This is a genomic window from Mycolicibacterium thermoresistibile, assembly GCF_900187065.1.
In the GTDB taxonomy this organism is placed as follows: domain Bacteria; phylum Actinomycetota; class Actinomycetes; order Mycobacteriales; family Mycobacteriaceae; genus Mycobacterium; species Mycobacterium thermoresistibile.
Map to the genome: position 1 here is coordinate 981,483 of NZ_LT906483.1, position 19,591 is coordinate 1,001,073.

Annotated in this window: 20 protein-coding genes; 14 read left to right on the forward strand and 6 right to left on the reverse strand. The window is 69.9% G+C overall.

Translation table 11 applies throughout. The annotated features are described in order from the left end of the window. Window positions 1–42 precede the first annotated feature (42 nt). On the forward strand, window positions 43–1,218 hold the full coding sequence (locus CKW28_RS04450; protein ID WP_003925828.1) for an NAD(P)/FAD-dependent oxidoreductase: 1,176 nt from the start codon (window positions 43–45) through the stop codon (window positions 1,216–1,218). 60 nt (window positions 1,219–1,278) lie between these two features. Here the strand turns inward: CKW28_RS04450 and CKW28_RS04455 are convergent, their stop codons facing one another. From CKW28_RS04455 to mftR, 3 genes are read right to left on the reverse strand one after another with little or no spacing between them, the layout of a single operon-like run. After that, window positions 1,279–2,604, reverse strand: coding sequence for a VOC family protein (locus CKW28_RS04455; RefSeq protein WP_003925829.1), 1,326 nt, complete (start codon window positions 2,602–2,604; stop codon window positions 1,279–1,281). Then, window positions 2,601–3,125, reverse strand: coding sequence for an RNA polymerase sigma factor (locus CKW28_RS04460; RefSeq protein ID WP_003925830.1), 525 nt, complete (start codon window positions 3,123–3,125; stop codon window positions 2,601–2,603). Before CKW28_RS04460 ends, CKW28_RS04455 begins: the two co-directional genes overlap by 4 nt. 39 nt (window positions 3,126–3,164) lie before the next feature. After that, window positions 3,165–3,779: a mycofactocin system transcriptional regulator MftR gene (gene mftR, locus CKW28_RS04465; RefSeq protein WP_040547037.1), complete on the reverse strand. Its 615-nt coding sequence runs from the start codon at window positions 3,777–3,779 to the stop codon at window positions 3,165–3,167. Between the two features lie 102 nt (window positions 3,780–3,881). On the opposite strand from mftR, the gene mftA reads away from it, so the two are divergent. The 7 genes from mftA (at window position 3,882) to mftG (ending at window position 10,435) form a co-directional block, all read left to right on the forward strand. Further along, window positions 3,882–3,971 carry a mycofactocin precursor MftA gene (gene mftA, locus CKW28_RS04470; RefSeq protein ID WP_040547039.1) on the forward strand — a complete coding sequence of 30 codons (90 nt, stop codon included), beginning with the start codon at window positions 3,882–3,884 and terminating at the stop codon, window positions 3,969–3,971. A gap of 3 nt (window positions 3,972–3,974) precedes the next feature. Next, window positions 3,975–4,307, forward strand: coding sequence for a mycofactocin biosynthesis chaperone MftB (mftB, locus tag CKW28_RS04475; RefSeq protein WP_003925832.1), 333 nt, complete (start codon window positions 3,975–3,977; stop codon window positions 4,305–4,307). Continuing rightward, complete coding sequence (gene mftC, locus CKW28_RS04480) at window positions 4,304–5,497, forward strand: mycofactocin radical SAM maturase (protein ID WP_050811971.1); 1,194 nt, start codon at window positions 4,304–4,306, stop codon at window positions 5,495–5,497. The genes mftB and mftC overlap by 4 nt, the downstream gene beginning before the upstream one ends. Before the next feature lie 2 nt (window positions 5,498–5,499). Further along, window positions 5,500–6,690: a pre-mycofactocin synthase MftD gene (gene mftD, locus CKW28_RS04485; RefSeq protein ID WP_040547041.1), complete on the forward strand. Its 1,191-nt coding sequence runs from the start codon at window positions 5,500–5,502 to the stop codon at window positions 6,688–6,690. Between the two features lie 122 nt (window positions 6,691–6,812). Continuing rightward, window positions 6,813–7,559: a mycofactocin biosynthesis peptidyl-dipeptidase MftE gene (gene mftE / locus CKW28_RS04490; RefSeq protein ID WP_040547534.1), complete on the forward strand. Its 747-nt coding sequence runs from the start codon at window positions 6,813–6,815 to the stop codon at window positions 7,557–7,559. Then, window positions 7,556–8,968 (forward strand): mycofactocin biosynthesis glycosyltransferase MftF, encoded by a 1,413-nt coding sequence (gene mftF / locus CKW28_RS04495; protein ID WP_003925836.1) that lies wholly within the window; start codon window positions 7,556–7,558, stop codon window positions 8,966–8,968. Before mftE ends, mftF begins: the two co-directional genes overlap by 4 nt. A gap of 3 nt (window positions 8,969–8,971) precedes the next feature. Beyond that, complete coding sequence (gene mftG, locus CKW28_RS04500; RefSeq protein ID WP_050811972.1) at window positions 8,972–10,435, forward strand: mycofactocin dehydrogenase MftG; 1,464 nt, start codon at window positions 8,972–8,974, stop codon at window positions 10,433–10,435. On the opposite strand, the gene CKW28_RS04505 is transcribed toward mftG, so the two are convergent. After that, entirely contained in the window at window positions 10,334–12,010 is a 1,677-nt protein-coding gene (locus CKW28_RS04505) for an MFS transporter (protein ID WP_003925838.1), read from the reverse strand. The two genes, mftG and CKW28_RS04505, sit on opposite strands and share 102 nt — an antisense overlap. A 92-nt stretch (window positions 12,011–12,102) precedes the next feature. Between CKW28_RS04505 and CKW28_RS04510 the strand changes: the two genes are divergently transcribed. Further along, window positions 12,103–12,753: a TetR/AcrR family transcriptional regulator gene (locus CKW28_RS04510; RefSeq protein WP_003925839.1), complete on the forward strand. Its 651-nt coding sequence runs from the start codon at window positions 12,103–12,105 to the stop codon at window positions 12,751–12,753. On the opposite strand, the gene CKW28_RS04515 is transcribed toward CKW28_RS04510, so the two are convergent. Continuing rightward, on the reverse strand, window positions 12,719–13,954 hold the full coding sequence (locus tag CKW28_RS04515) for a cytochrome P450 (protein WP_435405794.1): 1,236 nt from the start codon (window positions 13,952–13,954) through the stop codon (window positions 12,719–12,721). The genes CKW28_RS04510 and CKW28_RS04515 overlap by 35 nt on opposite strands. A gap of 167 nt (window positions 13,955–14,121) precedes the next feature. Then, a complete protein-coding gene (locus CKW28_RS04520) occupies window positions 14,122–15,384 on the reverse strand; it encodes a cytochrome P450 (RefSeq protein ID WP_003925841.1) in 1,263 nt (420 codons plus the stop codon). Window positions 15,385–15,540: 156 nt separating this feature from the next. On the opposite strand from CKW28_RS04520, the gene CKW28_RS04525 reads away from it, so the two are divergent. From CKW28_RS04525 to rplW, 5 genes are all read left to right on the forward strand, one after another. Then, window positions 15,541–17,175, forward strand: coding sequence for a carboxylesterase/lipase family protein (locus CKW28_RS04525; protein WP_050812035.1), 1,635 nt, complete (start codon window positions 15,541–15,543; stop codon window positions 17,173–17,175). A 441-nt stretch (window positions 17,176–17,616) separates the two neighbouring features. Further along, window positions 17,617–17,922: a 30S ribosomal protein S10 gene (rpsJ, locus tag CKW28_RS04530; protein ID WP_003925843.1), complete on the forward strand. Its 306-nt coding sequence runs from the start codon at window positions 17,617–17,619 to the stop codon at window positions 17,920–17,922. A 12-nt stretch (window positions 17,923–17,934) separates the two neighbouring features. Beyond that, window positions 17,935–18,591 (forward strand): 50S ribosomal protein L3, encoded by a 657-nt coding sequence (gene rplC, locus CKW28_RS04535; RefSeq protein WP_003925844.1) that lies wholly within the window; start codon window positions 17,935–17,937, stop codon window positions 18,589–18,591. Then, window positions 18,588–19,256 carry a 50S ribosomal protein L4 gene (gene rplD / locus CKW28_RS04540; RefSeq protein WP_040547044.1) on the forward strand — a complete coding sequence of 223 codons (669 nt, stop codon included), beginning with the start codon at window positions 18,588–18,590 and terminating at the stop codon, window positions 19,254–19,256. Before rplC ends, rplD begins: the two co-directional genes overlap by 4 nt. Beyond that, entirely contained in the window at window positions 19,256–19,558 is a 303-nt protein-coding gene (gene rplW / locus CKW28_RS04545; protein ID WP_003925846.1) for a 50S ribosomal protein L23, read from the forward strand. The genes rplD and rplW overlap by 1 nt, the downstream gene beginning before the upstream one ends. The last annotated feature ends 33 nt before the right edge of the window (window positions 19,559–19,591 follow it).

The following is a 19,591-nucleotide window of genomic DNA, read 5'->3' on the forward strand; positions in this document are numbered from 1 at the left end:
GGTGGCTTCCCACTCGCCGGCGCGATCGTGTAGAACACCCTCGTGAGCACAACTGCGGGCATCATCATCGTCGGCGGCGGGCTGGCCGCCGCGCGGACCGCCGAGCAACTGCGCCGGTCGGAGTTCGGCGGGCCGATCACCATCGTCAGCGACGAGGACCACCTGCCGTACGACCGGCCGCCGCTGTCGAAGGACGTCCTGAGCGGCAAGACCGACGACGTCACCCTCAAGCCGGCCGAGTTCTACGCCGAGAACGACATCACCCTGCTGCTGGGCACCGCGGCGACGGCGCTGGACCCGCAGGCCAGGAAGCTGACGCTGGCCGATGGCCGGGCGCTGGAGTACGACGAGCTGATCATCGCGACCGGCCTGGTGCCCAAGCGCATTCCGACGCTGCCCGACCTCGAGGGCATCCGGGTCCTGCGCACCTACGACGAGAGCATGGCGTTGCGCAAGCACGCCGGATCGGCGCGCAACGCGGTGGTGATCGGCGCCGGCTTCATCGGCTGTGAGGTGGCGGCCAGCCTGCGTGGCCTCGGCGTGCACGTCGTGCTGGTGGAACCGCAGCCCACGCCGCTGGCGGGGGTGCTCGGTGAGCAGATCGGTGCGCTGGTGGCCCGGCTGCACCGCGACGAGGGCGTCGACCTGCGGTGCGGTGTCGGGGTGGCCGACGTGCGGGGCACCGGCGCGGTGGAGAAGGTCGTCCTCGACGACGGCACCGAGCTGGACGCCGACCTGGTGGTGGTCGGGATCGGTTCCACGCCGGCCACCGACTGGCTGCAGGGCAGCGGGGTCGAGGTCGACAACGGCGTGGTGTGCGACGCCGTCGGCCGCACCAACGTGGAGCACGTGTGGGCGATCGGTGACGTCGCATCCTGGCGCAACACCGTCGGAAAGCAAGTCCGCGTTGAGCATTGGAGCAATGTGGCCGATCAGGCCCGGGTGCTGGTGCCGGCGCTGCTGGGCCAGGAGGTCCCGGTCGCGGCGACGGTGCCGTACTTCTGGAGCGATCAGTACGACGTCAAGATCCAGTGCCTGGGCGAGCCGGAGGCCGGCGACACCGTGCACGTGGTCAGCGACGACGGCCGCAAGTTCCTGGCCTATTACGAACGCGACGGGGTGCTGACCGGTGTGGTCGGCGGGGGGATGCCCGGCAAGGTGATGAAGGCCCGGGCCAAGATCGCCGCCGGCGCCCCGATCAGCGAGGTCCTGGAGTAGCGGGAACCGGCCCCGCTAGAACCGGCCCCGCTGGAACCGGCCCCGCTGGAACCGGCCCCGCTAGAACTGGCCGAGGTAGAACTGGCCGAGGTAGAACCGCATGCCCTGGTCGTCCAGGCACTGGGCGGACCGGCCGTAGGGCTGCTGGGCGGGCTCCTCGATGACCGTGCCACCGGCCTCGCGCACCCGCTGCACCGCGGCGTCGATGTCGTCGACGGTCCACATCGGCACCGTGACCTGGTTGGCGATCCCGCCGGCGACTCCGGCCATCGGGTGGACCGGTTCGATGGTCCAGCCGTCGTCGACGCGGCCCGGGGTGAACGTCCAGCCGAGCAGCCGGCCGTAGAAGTCGCGGAACACCGCCGCATCGCGAACCTCGAAGGTGACGTACGAGAGTTCGCCCGGCCCAGCGCCGTTCAGTGCCGGCCGGGGCGTGTCCCCGCTCGGCCGGTACACCGCGAACGGGTTCCCCAGTGCGTCGGTGGCGTCCAGCACCGTGCCCTGGTCGAACTCCCGGGTCGGGCCGGGCCGGCCACCGCCGTCGATGATCGCCTGGCGGGCCGCGTCCAGATCGGTGACCGCGTAGCAGCAGAACATCGTCCTGGCGTCCGGGACCCGGTGGATCCCGATCGGCCCGGTGGTGTTGGTGACCTGGTTGCTGTCCGGGTCCCACTGCCAGCCCAACACCTGCCGGTAGAACTGCGCGGCCCGCTGCGGATCGGGCACCCACAGTGCGACGTAGCCGATGTCGCCGTGCTGGATCCGCGCCGACGCGCCGGTGAGGGGGCCGGACAGCATCCACCGGTGGCCGAACGGGTCGACGATGGCGGCGGAGCGTGCGCCGTGCGCCTCGTAGGGTTCGCGCTGCACCGTCGCGCCGTGCCGGCGGGCCCGCTGCAACGCCGCGTCGGTGTCCGCAACCGGCAGCACCAGGCTCATCGACACCGCCTCGGGCGCAGGCGCTCTCAGCCCGAGCTCGGGATACTCGTCGGCGAGGTAGAACACCCCGCCGGCCAGCGTCAGTTCGGCGTGGCCGATGCGTCCGTCGTCCATCACCACCGGTTCACCGGACAGCGTGGCGCCCAGCGCCTCGACGTACCAGTCGATGGCGGCCCGGGCGTCGGCGACGTTGAGGTACGGCACCGCCGCCGGCCGCGGCGGGGTGGTGGCCGCTGGTTCGGCCGTTCCGGTCGATCCGGTCAGCTCGGTCAGCGCCGTCTGGGTACCGCTCATGACAACTCCCTCCGTATGCGGCCGGTCGGCGAGAAACCGGGCCGCGGATTCCAGTCGGGCGCGCAGGCGCGCCGCGAACGCCGGATCGGGCTGCACCGGACGGTCGCCACCACGCAGCACGTCCAGCGGGTCCCGGCTGTGGTGCTGGTTCATGACGTCCCTCCTTCCCGATCCGGATAGGCCCGCCGGAATGCGCGGCGGGCGCGTACCAACAGCGCCTCGGTGGCGTGCACGGTGCGGCCGATCAGGTGCGCGCACTCGGGCACCGAGCAGTCGTCGAGGTAGCGCAACGCCAACACGGTGCGGTGCTGATCCGGCAGCCGGGCCAGCACGCTTTCGGCGACGATGCGGTCCAGTTCGGCGTCCCACTGGTCGGTGGGTTCGTCCGGTTCGGGCACCTCGGCCACCGACACGCTCTGCCGGTGATGGCGGCGGCGGTAGTGGTCGGCCAGTTTGTGGCGGGCCACCCCGATCAGCCACGGCACCGATATCGGCGTGTGGGCGTCGCGGTGCGCGGCGTCCATCGCGGCCAGAAAGGTCTCCGAGGTGAGATCCTCGGCGGTGGCGCGGTCGGCGCAGCGCCGGACGAAGTAGCCGTACACCACCGGCAGCGCTTCGTCGTACAGATCCAGCAGCGCCTGCGGCGCGGGCTGGGGGTCCGGTTCGACGCTCACACCTCTATCGTCGTCGCGAGCGCCGGAACTCCGACGCCTTCAGGCGAACTTTTTTCCGTCGAGGGCGTCGAGCCCGGGCCGGATCGCGTCGAACGCGTCGGCCAGCGCCTGCGCCAGCGGCACCGATTCGTCGGCCAACCAGTACGCATAGGCCGACAACGCCACCCCGAGCATGGTCCAGGCCACGGTCTGGGGCACCAGGTCCGACGGGGCCAGCCCGAGGCGTCGGGCCACGAAGTCGGCGACCACCGCGCGCCACCCGGCGTACATCGTCATCGAATGGGCCTGCAGGGCGTCGGTCTGCAGGATCACCCGCATCCGTCTGCGGTGCCGGCCGGTCTCGTCCTCACCGAAGTCGTTGAACGCCAGCAGCATCGACCGCAGCGCGGCGCCGATCGGGACGTCCGGGCCGATCCCGTCGAGCAGATCGCGCATCCGGTCCAGGTGGGCGTCGAAATCCCCCCACGGGATGGCGTTCTTGGACGGGTAGTAACGGAACAGGGTGCGCCGGCCGATCCCGGCCGCCGCCGCCACATCATCGACGCTGACCTCGTCGAAGCCGCGGTCGGCGAACAGGTCGAGCGCCACGTCGGTGATGTGGTCCTGGGTGGTGGCAGGCCGCCGCCCGGGACGTCCCCCCGCTTGCCGACCCATCCGCACCCCTTTCGACCACCCGCCGCTTTTATTCTGGCACCGGATGCCATATCCTAGCGACCTGGATCACAGTATCGGGCCGAATCGAGGAAGGGACGGCACATGGAGCAGGAACAGCACACCGACACCGAACTGGTCACCGAGACCCTGGTCGAAGAGGTGTCCATCGACGGGATGTGCGGGGTCTACTGACCGATGGCAGCCGGCGCCCCGAACCCGGTCGGCACCCGTGAGACGGGGACCGACCGGGTGGAGTTCGATCCCGACGCGAGTTGGCGGCTACACCCACAGGTGGCCGTGCGGCCCGAGCCGTTCGGGGCCCTGCTGTACCACTTCGGCACCCGCAAACTGTCATTTCTGAAGAACCGCACCATCGTGGGCGTCGTGCAGTCGCTGGGTGAGCATCCCAGCGCGCGGGCGGCCTGCCGGGCCGCCGGGATCGACGACGCCGACCAGAAGCCGTATCTGCATGCGCTGGGTGTGCTCGCCGCGTCCCGCATGCTCGTGCCGAAAGAGGACCGTCCATGACGAGCGCAGCACCGGTACAGCCGCAGGCATCCGCACCCGTGCCGCGGTTGATCGAGCAGTTCGAGCAGGGCCTCGACGCGCCGATCTGCCTGACCTGGGAGCTCACCTACGCCTGCAATCTGGCCTGTGTGCACTGCCTGTCGTCGTCGGGTAAGCGCGACCCGCGCGAGCTGTCCACCCAGCAGTGCAAGGACATCATCGACGAACTGCAGCGCATGCAGGTGTTCTACGTGAACATCGGCGGCGGTGAACCGACTGTGCGCTCGGACTTCTGGGAACTGGTCGACTACGCCACCGCGCACAACGTCGGAGTGAAGTTCTCCACCAACGGTGTTCGTATCACGCCTGAGGTCGCGCGCCGGCTGGCCGCCAGCGACTATGTGGACGTCCAGATCTCGCTGGACGGTGCCACCGCCGAGATCAACGATGCGGTGCGCGGGGCCGGCTCGTTCGACATGGCGGTGCGGGCGTTGCAGAACCTCGCCGACGCCGGATTCGCCGACGCGAAGATCTCGGTCGTCGTCACCCGCCACAACGTCGATCAGCTCGACGACTTCAAGGCGCTGGCCGACCGTTACGGCGCCACCCTGCGGATCACCCGGCTGCGCCCGTCCGGCCGGGGCGCCGATGTGTGGGATGAGTTGCATCCCACCGCCGAACAGCAGGTGCAGCTCTACAACTGGCTGGTCGCGCACGGGGAGAAGGTGCTCACCGGCGACTCGTTCTTCCACCTGTCGGGGCTGGGCGAGCCCGGTGCGCTGGCCGGTCTCAACCTGTGCGGCGCCGGCCGGGTGGTGTGCCTGATCGATCCGGTGGGCGACGTGTACGCCTGCCCGTTCGCCATCCACGACCGGTTCCTGGCCGGAAACGTGTTGACCGACGGCGGTTTCGACAACGTCTGGAAGAACTCGCAGTTGTTCCGCGAACTGCGCGAGCCGCAGTCCGCCGGCGCCTGCTCGGGCTGCAGCCATTTCGACAGCTGCCGCGGCGGCTGCATGGCGGCGAAGTTCTTCACCGGCCTGCCGCTGGACGGTCCGGACCCCGAGTGCGTCGAGGGCCACGGTGCGCCGGCGCTGGCCCGAGAGCGCACCAAGCCCAAGCCGCGGGTCGACCATTCCCGGGGTGGCCCAGTGGCTTTGAAGCTGCTGACCAAGCCTCCTGCCCGACTCTGCAACGAAAGCCCGGTGTGACCATGGCACGCGACAAATGGTTTGAGACGGTCTCGATCGCCCAGGAACGCGCCAAGAAGCGACTGCCCAAGTCGGTGTACGGCGCCCTGATCGCCGGCAGCGAGAAGGGTTTGACCGTCTCCGACAACGTCGAGGCGTTCGGCGAGCTCGGATTCGCCCCGCACGTGGTGGGCGGACCGGCCAAGCGGGACATGGCCACCACCGTGATGGGCCAGGAGATCTCGCTGCCGGTGGTGATCTCACCGACCGGTGTGCAGGCGGTCCACCCCGACGGTGAGGTCGCCGTGGCCCGGGCCGCCGCCGCCCGCGGCACCGCGATGGGACTGTCCTCCTTCGCCAGCAAACCGATCGAGGAGGTGATCGCGGCCAACCCGAAGCTGTTCTTCCAGGTGTACTGGCTGGGCGGCCGGGACGCGATCGCCGCCCGGGTGGAGCGGGCCCGGGAAGCCGGCGCGGCCGGGCTGATCGTGACCACCGACTGGAGCTTCTCGCACGGCCGCGACTGGGGCAGCCCGAAGATCCCGGAGAGCATGAATCTGCGGACCATTCTGCGGATGCTGCCGGAGGGCCTGTCCCGGCCCCGCTGGATGATGCAGTGGGCCAAGACGCTGCGGCCGCCGAACCTGCGGGTGCCCAATCAGGCCGCCCGCGGAGAGGCCGGCCCGCCGTTCTTCCACGCCTACGGTGAGTGGATGGGCACGCCGCCGCCGACCTGGGACGATATCGCCTGGTTGCGCGAGTTGTGGGGCGGGCCGTTCATGCTGAAGGGCGTGATCCGGGTCGACGACGCCAAACGCGCTGTGGACGCCGGTGTTTCGGCGATCTCGGTGTCCAACCACGGCGGCAACAACCTGGACAGCACCCCGGCGGCGATCCGCGCGCTGCCGGCGATCGTCGACGCGGTGGGCGATCAGGTCGAGGTGTTGCTCGACGGCGGCATCCGGCGCGGCAGCGATGTGGTCAAGGCGGTGGCCCTGGGCGCCCGCGCGGTGATGATCGGGCGGGCCTACCTGTGGGGGCTGGCCGCCGAGGGACAGGCCGGTGTGGAGAACGTGCTCGACATCCTGCGCGGCGGCATCGACTCGGCGCTGCTGGGCCTCGGCCGGGCCTCGGTGCACGATCTGACCCCCGACGACGTGGTGGTGCCGCCCGGCTTCACCCGCGCGCTGGGTGTCGACCCGACGCGGCCCTGAGGCCCGTCCACCCTGCTGGTACGGGTGGGCTAGTTGTGACACGGGGGGTCGCCTGGTGTGGATCGATGAGCAAATCCGTCGAATCAAGGGTGTCGGTTGGGCGAACAACCGACGCACGCCAGCTGAATTCGGCCTACCATCGGCGGGTGGCCTTTCCCAGCGAGCTCGGGAACTCGACGTCGAGACAGCTGTCTGACACCTCGCCCACGTTGATCGTCCCGGTCGGATCAACCGAGCAGCATGGGCCGCATCTGCCATTGGACACCGACACCCGGATCGCCGGCGCGGTCGCGCGGGCCGTGATCGAGCGGCTGACCGCCGCCGACGGCGACACCCGGTGGCTGCTGGCGCCGCCCATCTGCTACGGCGCCAGCGGGGAGCACGAGGGCTTCCCGGGCACGGTGTCGGTCGGCACCCCGGCGCTGCGGCTGTGGCTGGTGGAGTACGGCCGCTCGGCCGCCAACTGGGCGTCGCGGCTGGTGTTCCTCAACGGACACGGCGGCAACGTGGAGGCGCTGGCCGCGGCCACCGCACTGCTGCGCTACGAGAACCGGGACGCCGCGTGGCTGTCCTGTCTGGCCGCCGGCGGGGACGCACATGCCGGCCACACCGAAACCTCAGTGCTGCTTCACCTCTCACCGGAGGTGGTGAGCACCGAACACGTGCTGCCCGGCAACAGCGCGCCGTTGGCCGAGTTGATGCCGCAGCTGCGTGCCGGGGGTGTGGCCGCGGTCAGCGAGGTGGGCATCCTGGGCGATCCCACCACCGCCACCGCCGCGGCCGGCGCGCGGATCTTCGCGGACATGGTCGACGACTGCGTCGAGCGGATCACCCGGTGGACGGCGAACCGGGACGGGATGCTGACATGACCGGACAGCGACTTCCCGACGGGTTCGCCGTGCAGGTCGACCGGCGGGTCAAGGTGCTGGGGGAGGGCGCGGCGCTGCTCGGCGGTTCACCCACCCGGTTGCTGAAGTTGGCCCCGGCCGCCCGCACCATGCTCGCCGGCGGGCGGCTGGAGGTGCGCGACGCGGTCAGCGCGCAGCTGGCCCGCACCCTGCTGGACGCCACCGTCGCCCATCCCCGCCCGGCCAGCGGTCCGTCGCACCGCGATGTGACGGTGGTGATCCCGGTGCGCGACAACGCATTCGGATTGCACCGGCTGATGCGCGCGCTGCGCGGGCTGCGGGTGATCATCGTCGACGACGGGTCCGCGGTGCCGGTCGATGCCGCAGAGTTCACCGGCCTGCACTGCGATGTCCAGGTGTTGCGGCATCCGCACAGCAAGGGGCCGGCCGCGGCGCGCAACACCGGTCTGGCCGCCTGCACCACCGACTTCGTGGCGTTCCTGGATTCCGATGTGGTGCCGCAGCGCGGGTGGCTGGAGGCGCTGCTCGGACACTTCTGCGATCCCGCCGTGGCGCTGGTGGCGCCGCGGATCGTGGGTCTGCGCAAAGACGACAATCTGATCGCCCGCTATGAGGCGGTACGCTCCTCGCTGGACCTGGGCGTCCGCGAGGCCCCGGTGGTGCCGTACGGCCCGGTGTCGTATGTGCCCAGCGCGGCGATCATCTGCCGGCGTAAGGTGCTCGACGAGATCGGCGGCTTCGACGAGGCGTTGCGGTCCGGTGAGGACGTCGACCTGTGCTGGCGGCTGGTGGAGGCCGGGACCCGGCTGCGTTACGAGCCGATCGCGCTGGTCGCCCACGATCACCGCACCGACATCGGTGAGTGGCTGGGCCGCAAGGCGTTCTACGGTTCCTCTGCGGCGCCGTTGACGGCGCGCCACCCGGACAAGACCGCCCCGTTGCTGATGTCGGGCTGGACGCTGGTGCTGGGTGTGCTAGTGGCGATGGGGTCCTGGGTCGGCTACCTGGCCGCCCTGGTGCTCGCGGTGATCACCGGCCGGCGGGTGGCCAAGTCACTGAGCACCGTGGGCAGCGAACCGGTCGAGGTGGTGGCGCTGGCCGCCCAGGGCCTGGGATCGGCGGCACGCCAGCTGGCCGGGGCGATCTGCCGGCACTACTGGCCGATCGCGCTGATCGCCGCGCTGCTGTCCCCGCGGTTCCGGCAGGTGGTCGTGGTGGCGGCCGTCGTCGACGGGGTGGTGGACTGGCTGAGCAGGCGCGAACACGCCGGGGAGGACACCAAACCGGTCGGTCTGTTCGCCTACCTGGTGCTCAAACGGCTCGACGACCTGGCCTACGGGTGCGGATTGTGGGCCGGGGTGCTGCGGGAACGCGATCTCGGTGCGCTCAAACCACAGATCCGGATCTGATCGGTGACCGGTCGACCTGGTGCTGAACGCTGCCACAGCGACGTTCTGATCGTCGGTGCGGGCAGCGCCGGATCCGTGTTGGCCGAACGGCTTTCTGCCGACTCCGGCTGCCGGGTGACGGTCGTGGAGGCCGGTCCGGGACCCTCCGATCCGCGGGTGGCGCACCAGATCACCGACGGCCTGCGCCTGCCGATCGGCGATGCCAGCTCGGTGGTGCGCCGGTATCCGACGACGCTGACCGACCACCCCCGGCGGCCGGCGCAGCTCATGCGCGGTGCGGTGGTCGGCGGGTCCGGCGCGGTCAACGGAGGCTACTTCTGCCGGGGCCTGCCGGCCGACTTCGACCGCTGGGGCCTGGGCGACTGGACGTGGGACCGGGTGCTGCCGCACTTCCGGGCCATCGAGACCGATCTGGACTTCGACGGGCCGCTGCACGGCGCCGACGGCCCGATCCCGGTGCGGCGGAGCACCGAATTCGACGGCTGCACAGCGAAATTCATCGAGGCGGTAGAAGATGCGGGTTATCCGTGGATTCCCGATCTCAACGGGGCGACGCCCGATCAGCCGTTGCCACCGGGTGTCGGACAGGTGCCGCTGAACATCAACGGCGGCACCCGGGTCGGGCCCGGCGCCGCCTACCTGCAACCGGCGCTCGCCCGCCCCAATCTCACCGTGCTGACCGAGACCCGGGTTCGGCGGGTGCGGATCGCCGACGGCCGGGCCGACGGGGTGGAGTGTCTGGGTCCGGACGGTGCGACGGTCCTGACGGCCGACCGGATCGTGTTGTCGGCCGGGGCGATCGGATCCGCCCATCTGCTCATGTTGTCCGGAATCGGTCCGCAGCGGCTGCTCGGCGCCCTCGGCATCCCGGTGGTGGCCGATCTGCCGGTCGGCGTCGCGACGGTCGACCACCCGGAATGGGTGCTGCCGGTGACCTGGACCGAGACCGCTGGCCGGCCGCCGTTGGAGGTGGTGCTGACCACCGCCGAGGGTCTCGAGATCCGGCCCTACACAGCGGGATTCGGCGCCATGATCCGGGGCCGGCGGGATGATCCCGCCGATCACCCGCACCTCGGGGTGGCGCTGATGCGGCCGCGGTCCCGCGGCACGGTGCGGCTGGCCTCGGCGGATCCGGATGTGCCCCCGGCCATCGAACACCACTATGACAGCGAGCCGGCCGACGTGGCCGCGCTGCGTGCTGGCGCCGAACTGGCCCGGGAGCTGGCCGGCCCGGCGGGTCACGGTGCGACGGTGTCCTGGTCGACATCGCAGCATCTGTGCCGCACCGCCCCGATGGGCCCCGACGGCCAGGCCGGCGAACATGCCGTGGTGGATCCGCGATGCCGGGTGCACGGCGTGGAAAACCTATGGGTCGTCGACGGTTCCGTGCTCCCAGCCATCCCCGGTCGCGGCCCGCACGCCACCATCGTCATGCTCGGCCACCGCGCCGCCGGCTTCCTCACCTGACCACCGGGACGTCCACCGTTCGACGAACCCGTACTGACGCCCGTCCCGGCCCGGCGCCCACACCGCGACGAACGCCGCCGCCAGCGCGCAGAGCGCCCCGAGCACGATCAACGAGACATGCATCGCCTCCAGGAAGGCCGACTGGGCGAACTCGGCGAGCCGGGCGCCCTGGGGGCCCAGCTGCCGCGCGGCTTCCAGGGCCTCGGCCAGCGAGTTCGACGCCGCCTGCCGGACCGGTTCGGGTAGCGCGCCCAGATGGGGCCGCAGCCGGTCGCCGTATTCCGCGGCCAGCACCGAGCCCGCCACCGCGATGCCCAGCGCGGCGCCGATCTCCCGGGTGGTGTCGTTGACGGCCGAAGCGACCCCGTGCTTCTCGTCGGGGACCGCGCCCATGATCGCCGACGTCGACGGCGCGGTGCACAGGCCGATACCGGTCGACATGATGAGCAGCGGTACCGCGAGATCCAGGTACGGCGAGGCGATCTCGAGGGTGCGGGCGTAGAACAACCCGGCGGCGATCAGCAGCAGGCCGGTGGAGATCACCGCCCGCAGCCCCAACCGGGGCAGGTACCACTGCGTGGTGACGCTGAGCAGCAGCAGCGGGATCGTGAGCGGGGTCAGCGCGAACGCCGTCTGCAGGGCGCTGTATCCCAGCATCAGCTGCATGTACTGCATCGAGACGAAGAAGAATCCGAAGTTGGCCAGGAAGAAGAACGTGACCCCGACCGCACCGGTGGTGAAGTCCGGCTTGGCGAACAGCCGGATGTCCAGCAGCGGGTGTGCGCTGCGCAGCTCGACCACCGCGAAGGCGAGCGCCAGCGCGACCCCGGCGGCCATCGAGCCGTACACCACGGGGTGGGTCCACCCGTGGACCGGCGCCTCGAGCACCCCGTAGACGAACACCGCGACCGCTCCACCGATCAGCACCGCCCCCGGCCAGTCCAGCGGGGTGGCACGGTGATCGCGGGACGACGCCACCGTGCAGGCCAGGACGAACAACCCGGCACCCGAGACGGTGAACGCCCAGAAGATCGACGGCCAGGACCAGAAGTGCAGCAGCACACCGGTTCCCAGGAATCCGACCACTGCGCCCGAACCGGCGACGGCGGCCCAGATGCCGACGGCCTTGTTCCGTTGGGCCCGCGGGTACGCCGCGGTCAGCAGCGACAGCGTGGCCGGCATCACGAATGCCGCCCCGACGCCGGCCACCATGCGGGACAGGATCAACGTCAGCGGACCGTCGAGCACCAGCGGTGCGGCCGAGGCGACGGTGAACAGGCCCAGCCCGACGAGCATCGCGCCGCGCCGGCCGTACCGGTCGCCGATCGCGCCGGCGGGCAGCAGCAGACACGCCAGCACCAGCGTGTAGCCGTCGACCACCCAGGTGAGCTGCGACTGGGTGGCCGCGGTCTCCACCGCGATGTCGGGCAGCGCGGCGTTGAGGGCCACCATCGAGCTGATCACCAGCGCGACCCCCATGCACGCCACGGTGAGCAGCCACACGCGGGCCCGAGTGGACAGAGCGGCGACGCTCGCGCCGATATCCTGACCGGGCTGGCTGAGGGCGTCGACCATCGGTCGCTCTCCTTCGGCAGGGAGATTTGAGACTAACAGTCTTGTACCAAGACCGATAGTCTTCTTTATCCGAAGGAGGTGGGTTACAGCAAATGGCGGCCGCAACCAGCGACCCTCGACCGGCCCGCTCGCGGGCCCGGCTGCTCGAGGCCGCGACGACGCTGTTGCGCACGGGCGGGCCGAGTGCGGTGACGATCGACGCGGTCACCAAGAGCGCCAATGTCGCCCGCGCCACGCTGTACCGGCACTTCGCCGGCGCCAACGATCTGCTCGCCGCCGCGTTCACCAGCCTGCTGGAGCCCGCGCCGATGCCGCCCGCCGAGGGCAGTCTGCGCGACCGACTGCTGGCGGTGGTGCTGGGATGGGCGGAGACCATCGCCGAGGCGCCGACGATGCTCACCGCCATGACCTGGATGGCGTCCGGGCCCGACGTCGGCCCCTATCCCGATGCGCGGGAGACCGATTCCGACGCGGTCGGCACCCTGCGCTCGCGGATCGTGCAGCTCTACTCGGTGCCGTTCGACGCGATCCTGGACAGCCCACAGGCGGCCGAGGAACTCGACGAGGTGGACCGCATCCAGACCATCGCGCTGCTCATCGGCCCGCTGATCCTCGGAAAGCTGTCCACCGTCGCCGATTTCGACTATCGGAGGTGCGCGGAAGCCGCCGTCGACGGCTTCCTCGCCACCCACGCCAAGAAGCGTGAGATCACCTCAGCGAGTACCGAATCGGGAGGTGCTTGAGCCCGCCGACGAACACCGTCGAGGCTAGTGCGGGCTCGCCGGCCAGTTCGATCGACTCCAGCCGGGGCAGCAGCTCGGTGAAGAAGCTGTTGATCTCCATCCGGGCCAGCGCGGCGCCCAGGCAGAAGTGCACCCCGTAGCCGAACGACAGGTGCTTGTTGGGGTCGCGGCCCACGTCGAACCGGAACGGCTCGTCGAACACCTCCTCGTCGAAGTTCGCCGAGACATAGGACAGATACACCGATTCGCCGGCCTTGATCGGCACCCCGCGCACCTCGGTGTCGGCGGCGGCGGTGCGCATGAACTCCTTGACCGGGGTGGACCAGCGGATCATCTCCTCGACCGCGGTGGGCATCAGTGCCGGGTCGGCCTTGAGCCGTTCCAGCTGATCCGGGTTCTCGATCAACGCCCGCAGCCCGTCGGAGATCGCGTGGCTGGTGGTGTCGTGGCCGGCGGTGGCCACGATGACGTAGTAGGACAGGCAGTCGACGTCCGACAGCAGCTCTCCGTTGATGCGGCCGTTGGCGATCGCCGAGGCCAGGTCGTCGGTCGGGTTCTTGCGGCGCGCGATGGTGAGCTCGTTGAAGTAGTTGAAGAAGTCCATCAGCACCTGCAGCTGCTCCTCGGGCGTGGTGCCGCGCTTGTACTCCTCCTCGTCGCCGCCGAACAGCTCCTGGGTGAGCCGCAGCATGCGCGGGAAGTCCTCCTCGGGCAGGCCCAGCAGCGACATGATCACGTACAGCGGGTAGTACACCGCGATGTCGTCGACGAAGTCGCACTCCGGGCCGATCTCGACCATCTTGTCGACATAGCGGCGGGCCAACTCGTCCACGCGGACCTTCAGATCACGCATGGCCTTGGGGCGGAACCAGTCCGCGCCGATCTTGCGGACGTCGCGGTGGTGCGGGTCGTCCATGTGGATCAGGGTGCGCAGACCCATCCCGGCCTCGAGTTGCGCCTTGGCCAGATCGTCGGCCTCGGCGGTGGCCAGCAGCGGCCGCGGTTCGGACAACCACAGGTCGTTGGCCCGTTCGATGTCCATCACGTCGGTGTGTCTGGTGATGGCGAAGAACGGCCGGTAGGGCGGCTGGTCCACCCAGGCCACCGGATTGTGTGCGCGCAGGTGGGCCAGCGCCGCATGCAGCCGCGCCTCGTCGGCGTACGCGGTGGGGTCCGCGAAAATCCTGGCGGCCTCGTCCATCGTGCGAGTGTTCACCCGAGCCTCCCTGTCCGTAAGTCGTCTTACAGACGAGTGTCGGTGATCGACCCAGTGGTTGGGAGGCTTTTCGGCGAACCCGCCGGCCCCCGGCCGAGTCCCGGGCCGGGTTCCGGGCCGGGTCCCTGGTCCGAAACCCGGTCGGGGCGCGCTCAGCGCACCGAGTACCGGATCGGCAGATGCTTGAGCCCGCCGACGAACGTGGTCGCCAGGAACTCCGGTTTGCCGGCCAGTTCGATCGACTCCAGCCGGGGGACCAGTTCGGTGAAGAAGCTGTTGATCTCCATCCGGGCCAGCGCGGCGCCCAGGCAGAAGTGCACCCCGTAGCCGAACGACAGGTGCTTGTTGGGGTCGCGGCCCACGTCGAACCGGAACGGCTCGTCGAACACCTCCTCGTCCCGGTTGGCCGACACGTAGGACAGCAGCACCGATTCGCCGGCCTTGATCGGCACCCCGCGCACCTCGGTGTCACGCGTCGCGGTGCGCATGAACTCCTTGACCGGCGTGGACCAGCGGATCATCTCTTCCACCGCGGTCCCCATCAGCTCCGGATGGGCCTTGAGCCGTTCCAGCTGATCCGGGTTCTCGATCAACGCCAGCAGGCCGCCCGAGATGGCCGCGCTGGTGGTGTCGTGGCCGGCGGAGGCCACGATGACGTAGTAGGACAGACAGTCGATGTCGTTGAGGTATTCGCCGTCGATCTTGGCGTTGGCGATGGCCGACGCGAGGTCCTCGGTCGGGTTGGCCCGCCGGTCGGCGGTGAGCTTGGTGAAGTACCGGAAGAAGTCGGTGATGACCTCGTGCAGTTCCTGCGGGCTCTTGCCGCGGGTGAACTCGTCGTCGTCACCGCCGAACATCTCCTGGGTGAGCTTGAGCATGCGGGGGAAGTCGGACTCCGGTAGGCCGAGCAGCGACAGGATCACGTACAGCGGGAAGTTGACCGCGACCTCCTGGACGAAATTGCACTCCGGTCCGACCTCGACCATCTTGTCGACGTAGATCCTGGCGAGTTCGTCGACCCGGGTCTTGAGCGCCCGCATGGCCTTCGGCCGGAACCAGTCCGCCCCGATCTTGCGGATGTCGCGGTGCAGCGGATCGTCCATGTGGATCAGGGTGCGCAGCCCGCCGCCGGCGGCCAGGTTCGCCTGGGCCAGGTCCTCGGTCGCGGCGGGGATCAGCATCGGCCGCGGCGCGTTGATCCACAGTTCGTTGTCGCGCTCGATGTCCATGATGTCGGCGTGCTTGGTGATCGCCCAGAACGGCCGGTAGTTCGGCACGTCGACATAGGAGACCGGTGCATGGGCCCGCAGATGGGTCAGTGCGGCGTTCAGGCTGTCCTCGTCGGTGTACGCCTGGGGGTCGGCGAGGACCGTCGCGGCTTCGTCGGTGAGGCGAGAGCTGATCGGCGTGCTCATGGCGCGGTTTCCTTACTGACATGTACGTCGACTTGACGGGTGTCAAGTTCAATCTAGCGAACGTCGAACGGGTTGGCCACGGCCGGTACGTCAGTAGGCTCTTCAGCCGTGCTGTCCGGAGCGTTGCGCCGCGTGTTCGCGGGCGCGGTGACGTGCATGACGGGTGTGTTGGTGGCCGGCTGCGTGAGCTCCGGACCCTCGCCCGATCCGCCGCCGGCGCCGGGCGCGCCGGCGGGCGACCCGGCCGTGGTGCAGACCGACGCCGGGGCGGTCCGCGGGACCGTCACCGACCGGTACCGGTTCTTCGGCGGCATCCCGTACGCCGCCGCCCCGGTCGGGGATCTGCGGTGGCGGGCGCCCGAGCCGCCGCGGAGCTGGCCGCAGGTGCGCGACGCCACGATCCCCGGTCCGCGCTGCATCCAGAATCCGGCCGGGGATCCGGAGGGCGGCCGCAACTCCGACGAGGACTGCCTGACCCTCAACGTGTGGACACCGCCACCCGACGGTGTGTTGCGACCGGTGCTGGTGTGGATCCACGGCGGCGGCTTCGTCAACGGCGGCGGCGCCATGTTCAACTCCGAGTGGTTCGTCGAACGCGGCGACATCGTCGTCGTCACCATCAACTACCGGTTGGGCACGCTCGGGTTCCTGGCACACCCGGAACTCGGGCCGCCCGGGGCGGTCGGCAACTACGGATTCCTCGATCAGCAGGCCGCGCTGCGCTGGGTCCGGGCCAACATCGCCGGGTTCGGCGGCGATCCCGACCGGGTGACCATCGCCGGCGAGTCGGCCGGCGGCATGGCGGTGTGCGACCACCTCGCCGCACCCGGGTCGGCCGGGCTGTTCCACGCCGCGATCATCATGAGCGCACCGTGTCAGGGGCAGGTCGACGTGGACACCGCCGAACAGGTCAGCCTGCGGTACGCCGCCGAGGTGGGCTGCGGCGATCCCGGCGCCGCGGCCGCCTGTCTGCGCGGTCTGCCGCCCGAGGCCGTGGCGGCGCCGGTCTCGTACTTCGAGTTCGGCACCGAGAAGCTGTCCGGACCGGTCACCGGAACCGAGGCCCTGCCCGTCGATCCGGTCGACGCGATCGCCGAGGGCCGCGTGGCGCGGGTTCCGGTGCTCATCGGCACCAACCGCGACGAGTTCACGCTGTTCGCCGGGTTGCGGTATCTGCGGGAAGGGGAGCGGTTCGCCGCCGAGGATCATCCGCGGCTGCTCGCCGAGATCTTCGGCGACGACGCCGCGGCGGTGGCGGCCCGGTATCCGCTCGAGGATTACCCCAGCCCGGCCCTGGCCTACAGCGCCGCGGTCACCGACAGCCTGTTCGCGTGCCTGAGCGAACGCCTGGCCGATCAGTTGGCCCGCCACCAGCCCGTCTACAGCTACGAGTTCGCCGACCGGGACGCCCCGGCGCCCGAACCGCTGCGCACCCTGCCGTTCCCGGTCGGCGCCGGTCACTCCCTGGAACTGCGGTATCTGTTCGACGTCGGCGGCGCCCCGGCGCTCACCGCGGCGCAGCGCGCGCTGAGCGAGCAGATGATCGATTACTGGAGCGCGTTCGTCGCCACCGGCGTCCCGGCAACCGACGGCCATCCGGACTGGCCCGCCCACCGGGCCGCCGCGGACTCCGGCGCGGGGCCGGACGAGAGCCCGACAGACCGGGACCCGGGTGACGGGGGCCCGGGAGCCGGCCCGGCCCGGATGTCACTGCGCCCCGGCGGCAGCACCGTGGTCGACGATTTCGCGACCGAGCACCGCTGTGTGTTCTGGGCGGAACTGGCTGGTTAAACTGTTTCGGCCGATCGCCCGGCTGTGGTGAATCGTTCCCGGAGCATCGATGAGCAGGGATTTGGCTGCTGCCTCGATGTAAGGCATACTGTTCGGGTTGCCTTGAGCCGGGTCCTTCGTCTGGCCGGGTAACCGACCAGCGCCCGCACGGGCGCACCCGGTCCCACTCTCGATGTGGCGGTTTCCGTCACAAAAAGGGGTGCGGAGCAGGGCCGACACGCCCGACCGCAGGGGCCGGTGAACCACAGACAGGAAAACAGCGGCGGCGACAGCCAGCGCGCCGAGTTGACGTGTGAGCGGAGCGCCGGCCCGGCCGGCGAGCCGACGAGAGTTGGCGAGTCGGCACAGCCGACGAGAAGAAGGCCAGTCGGCACCAGCCGACGCGAGCGCCGGGACGTCACGTCCCAGCACGGACCCGAGCAGGAGTGAGGTAGGAGAAGCGTGGCGGGACAGAAGATCCGCATCAGGCTCAAGGCCTACGACCACGAGGCGATCGACGCCTCGGCGCGCAAGATCGTCGAGACGGTCACCCGTACCGGCGCCAGCGTGGTCGGGCCCGTGCCGCTGCCGACGGAGAAGAACATCTACTGCGTCATCCGGTCCCCGCACAAGTACAAGGATTCGCGGGAGCACTTCGAGATGCGTACTCACAAGCGGTTGATCGACATCCTCGACCCGACGCCGAAGACCGTTGACGCGTTGATGCGCATCGATCTTCCGGCCAGCGTCGACGTGAACATCCAGTAGGAGACCCAAGAAATGGCACGTAAAGGCATTCTGGGCACCAAGCTGGGCATGACGCAGGTGTTCGACGAGAACAACAAGGTCGTGCCGGTGACGGTCGTCAAGGCCGGCCCCAACGTCGTGACGCGCATCCGCACCCCGGAGCGGGACGGGTACAGCGCGGTGCAGTTGGCCTACGGCGAGATCAACCCGCGCAAGGTGAACAAGCCGCTGGCCGGCCAGTTCGCCGCCGCGGGCGTCAACCCGCGCCGGCACATCGCCGAGCTGCGGCTCGACGATGAGGCCGCCGCCACCGAGTACGAGGTCGGCCAGGAGCTCACCGCCGACATCTTCACCGAGGGCAGCTACGTCGACGTGACCGGCACCAGCAAGGGCAAGGGCTTCGCCGGCACCATGAAGCGCCACGGCTTCGCCGGTCAGGGCGCCTCGCACGGCACCCAGGCGGTGCACCGCCGGCCGGGCTCCATCGGCGGCTGCGCGACCCCCGGCCGGGTGTTCAAGGGCACCCGGATGGCCGGCCGGATGGGTAACGAGCGGGTGACCACCCTGAACCTCAAGGTGCACAAGGTCGATGCCGAGAACGGCGTGCTGTTGATCAAGGGCGCCATCCCGGGACGCAACGGCGGTCTGGTGATGGTCCGCAGCGCAATCAAGCGAGGCGACAAGAAATGACAATGAAGATTGACGTGAGGACGCCGGCCGGTAAGACCGAGGGTTCCGTCGAGCTGCCCGCCGAACTGTTCGACGTCGAGCCGAACATCGCGCTGATGCATCAGGTGGTGACCGCTCAGCTGGCCGCCGCCCGCCAGGGCACGCACTCCACCAAGACCCGCGGCGAGGTCCGGGGCGGTGGCCGCAAGCCGTGGCGGCAGAAGGGCACCGGCCGCGCCCGGCAGGGTTCGCTGCGGGCGCCGCAGTTCACCGGCGGCGGTGTCGTGCACGGGCCGAAGCCCCGCGACTACAGCCAGCGCACCCCGAAGAAGATGATCGCCGCCGCGCTGCGCGGCGCACTGTCCGACCGGGCCCGCAACGGCCGCATCCACGCCGTCACCGAGCTGGTCGAGGGCCAGACCCCGTCAACCAAGAAGGCCAAGGCGTTCCTGAGCACGGTCATCGCCGACCGCACGGTCGAGAAGGACAAGGTGCTGGTGGTGATCGGCCGGACCGACGAGACCAGCATCCGCAGCGTGCGCAACCTGCCCGGGGTGCACGTGATCGCGCCGGATCAGCTCAACACCTACGACGTGCTCAAGGCCGATGACGTGGTGTTCAGCGTCGAGGCCCTGAATGCCTACATCAGTGCCAACACCAGTACGGCCAAGGAGGTTTCGGCCTGATGGCAACCGTCACCGATCCGCGCGACATCATCCTGGCGCCGGTCATCTCGGAGAAGTCCTACGGCTTGATCGAGGACAACGTGTACACGTTCATCGTGCACCCGGACTCGAACAAGACGCAGATCAAGATCGCGATAGAGAAGATCTTCAACGTCAAGGTCGCGTCGGTGAACACCGCCAACCGGCCGGGCAAGCGCAAGCGCACCCGCACCGGGTACGGCAAGCGCAAGGACACCAAGCGGGCCATCGTGACGCTGGCTCCGGGAAGCAAGCCCATCGACCTGTTCGGAGCTCCGGCCTGATCCGCCGGCCGGGAACTGGAGAGATTTAGCAGA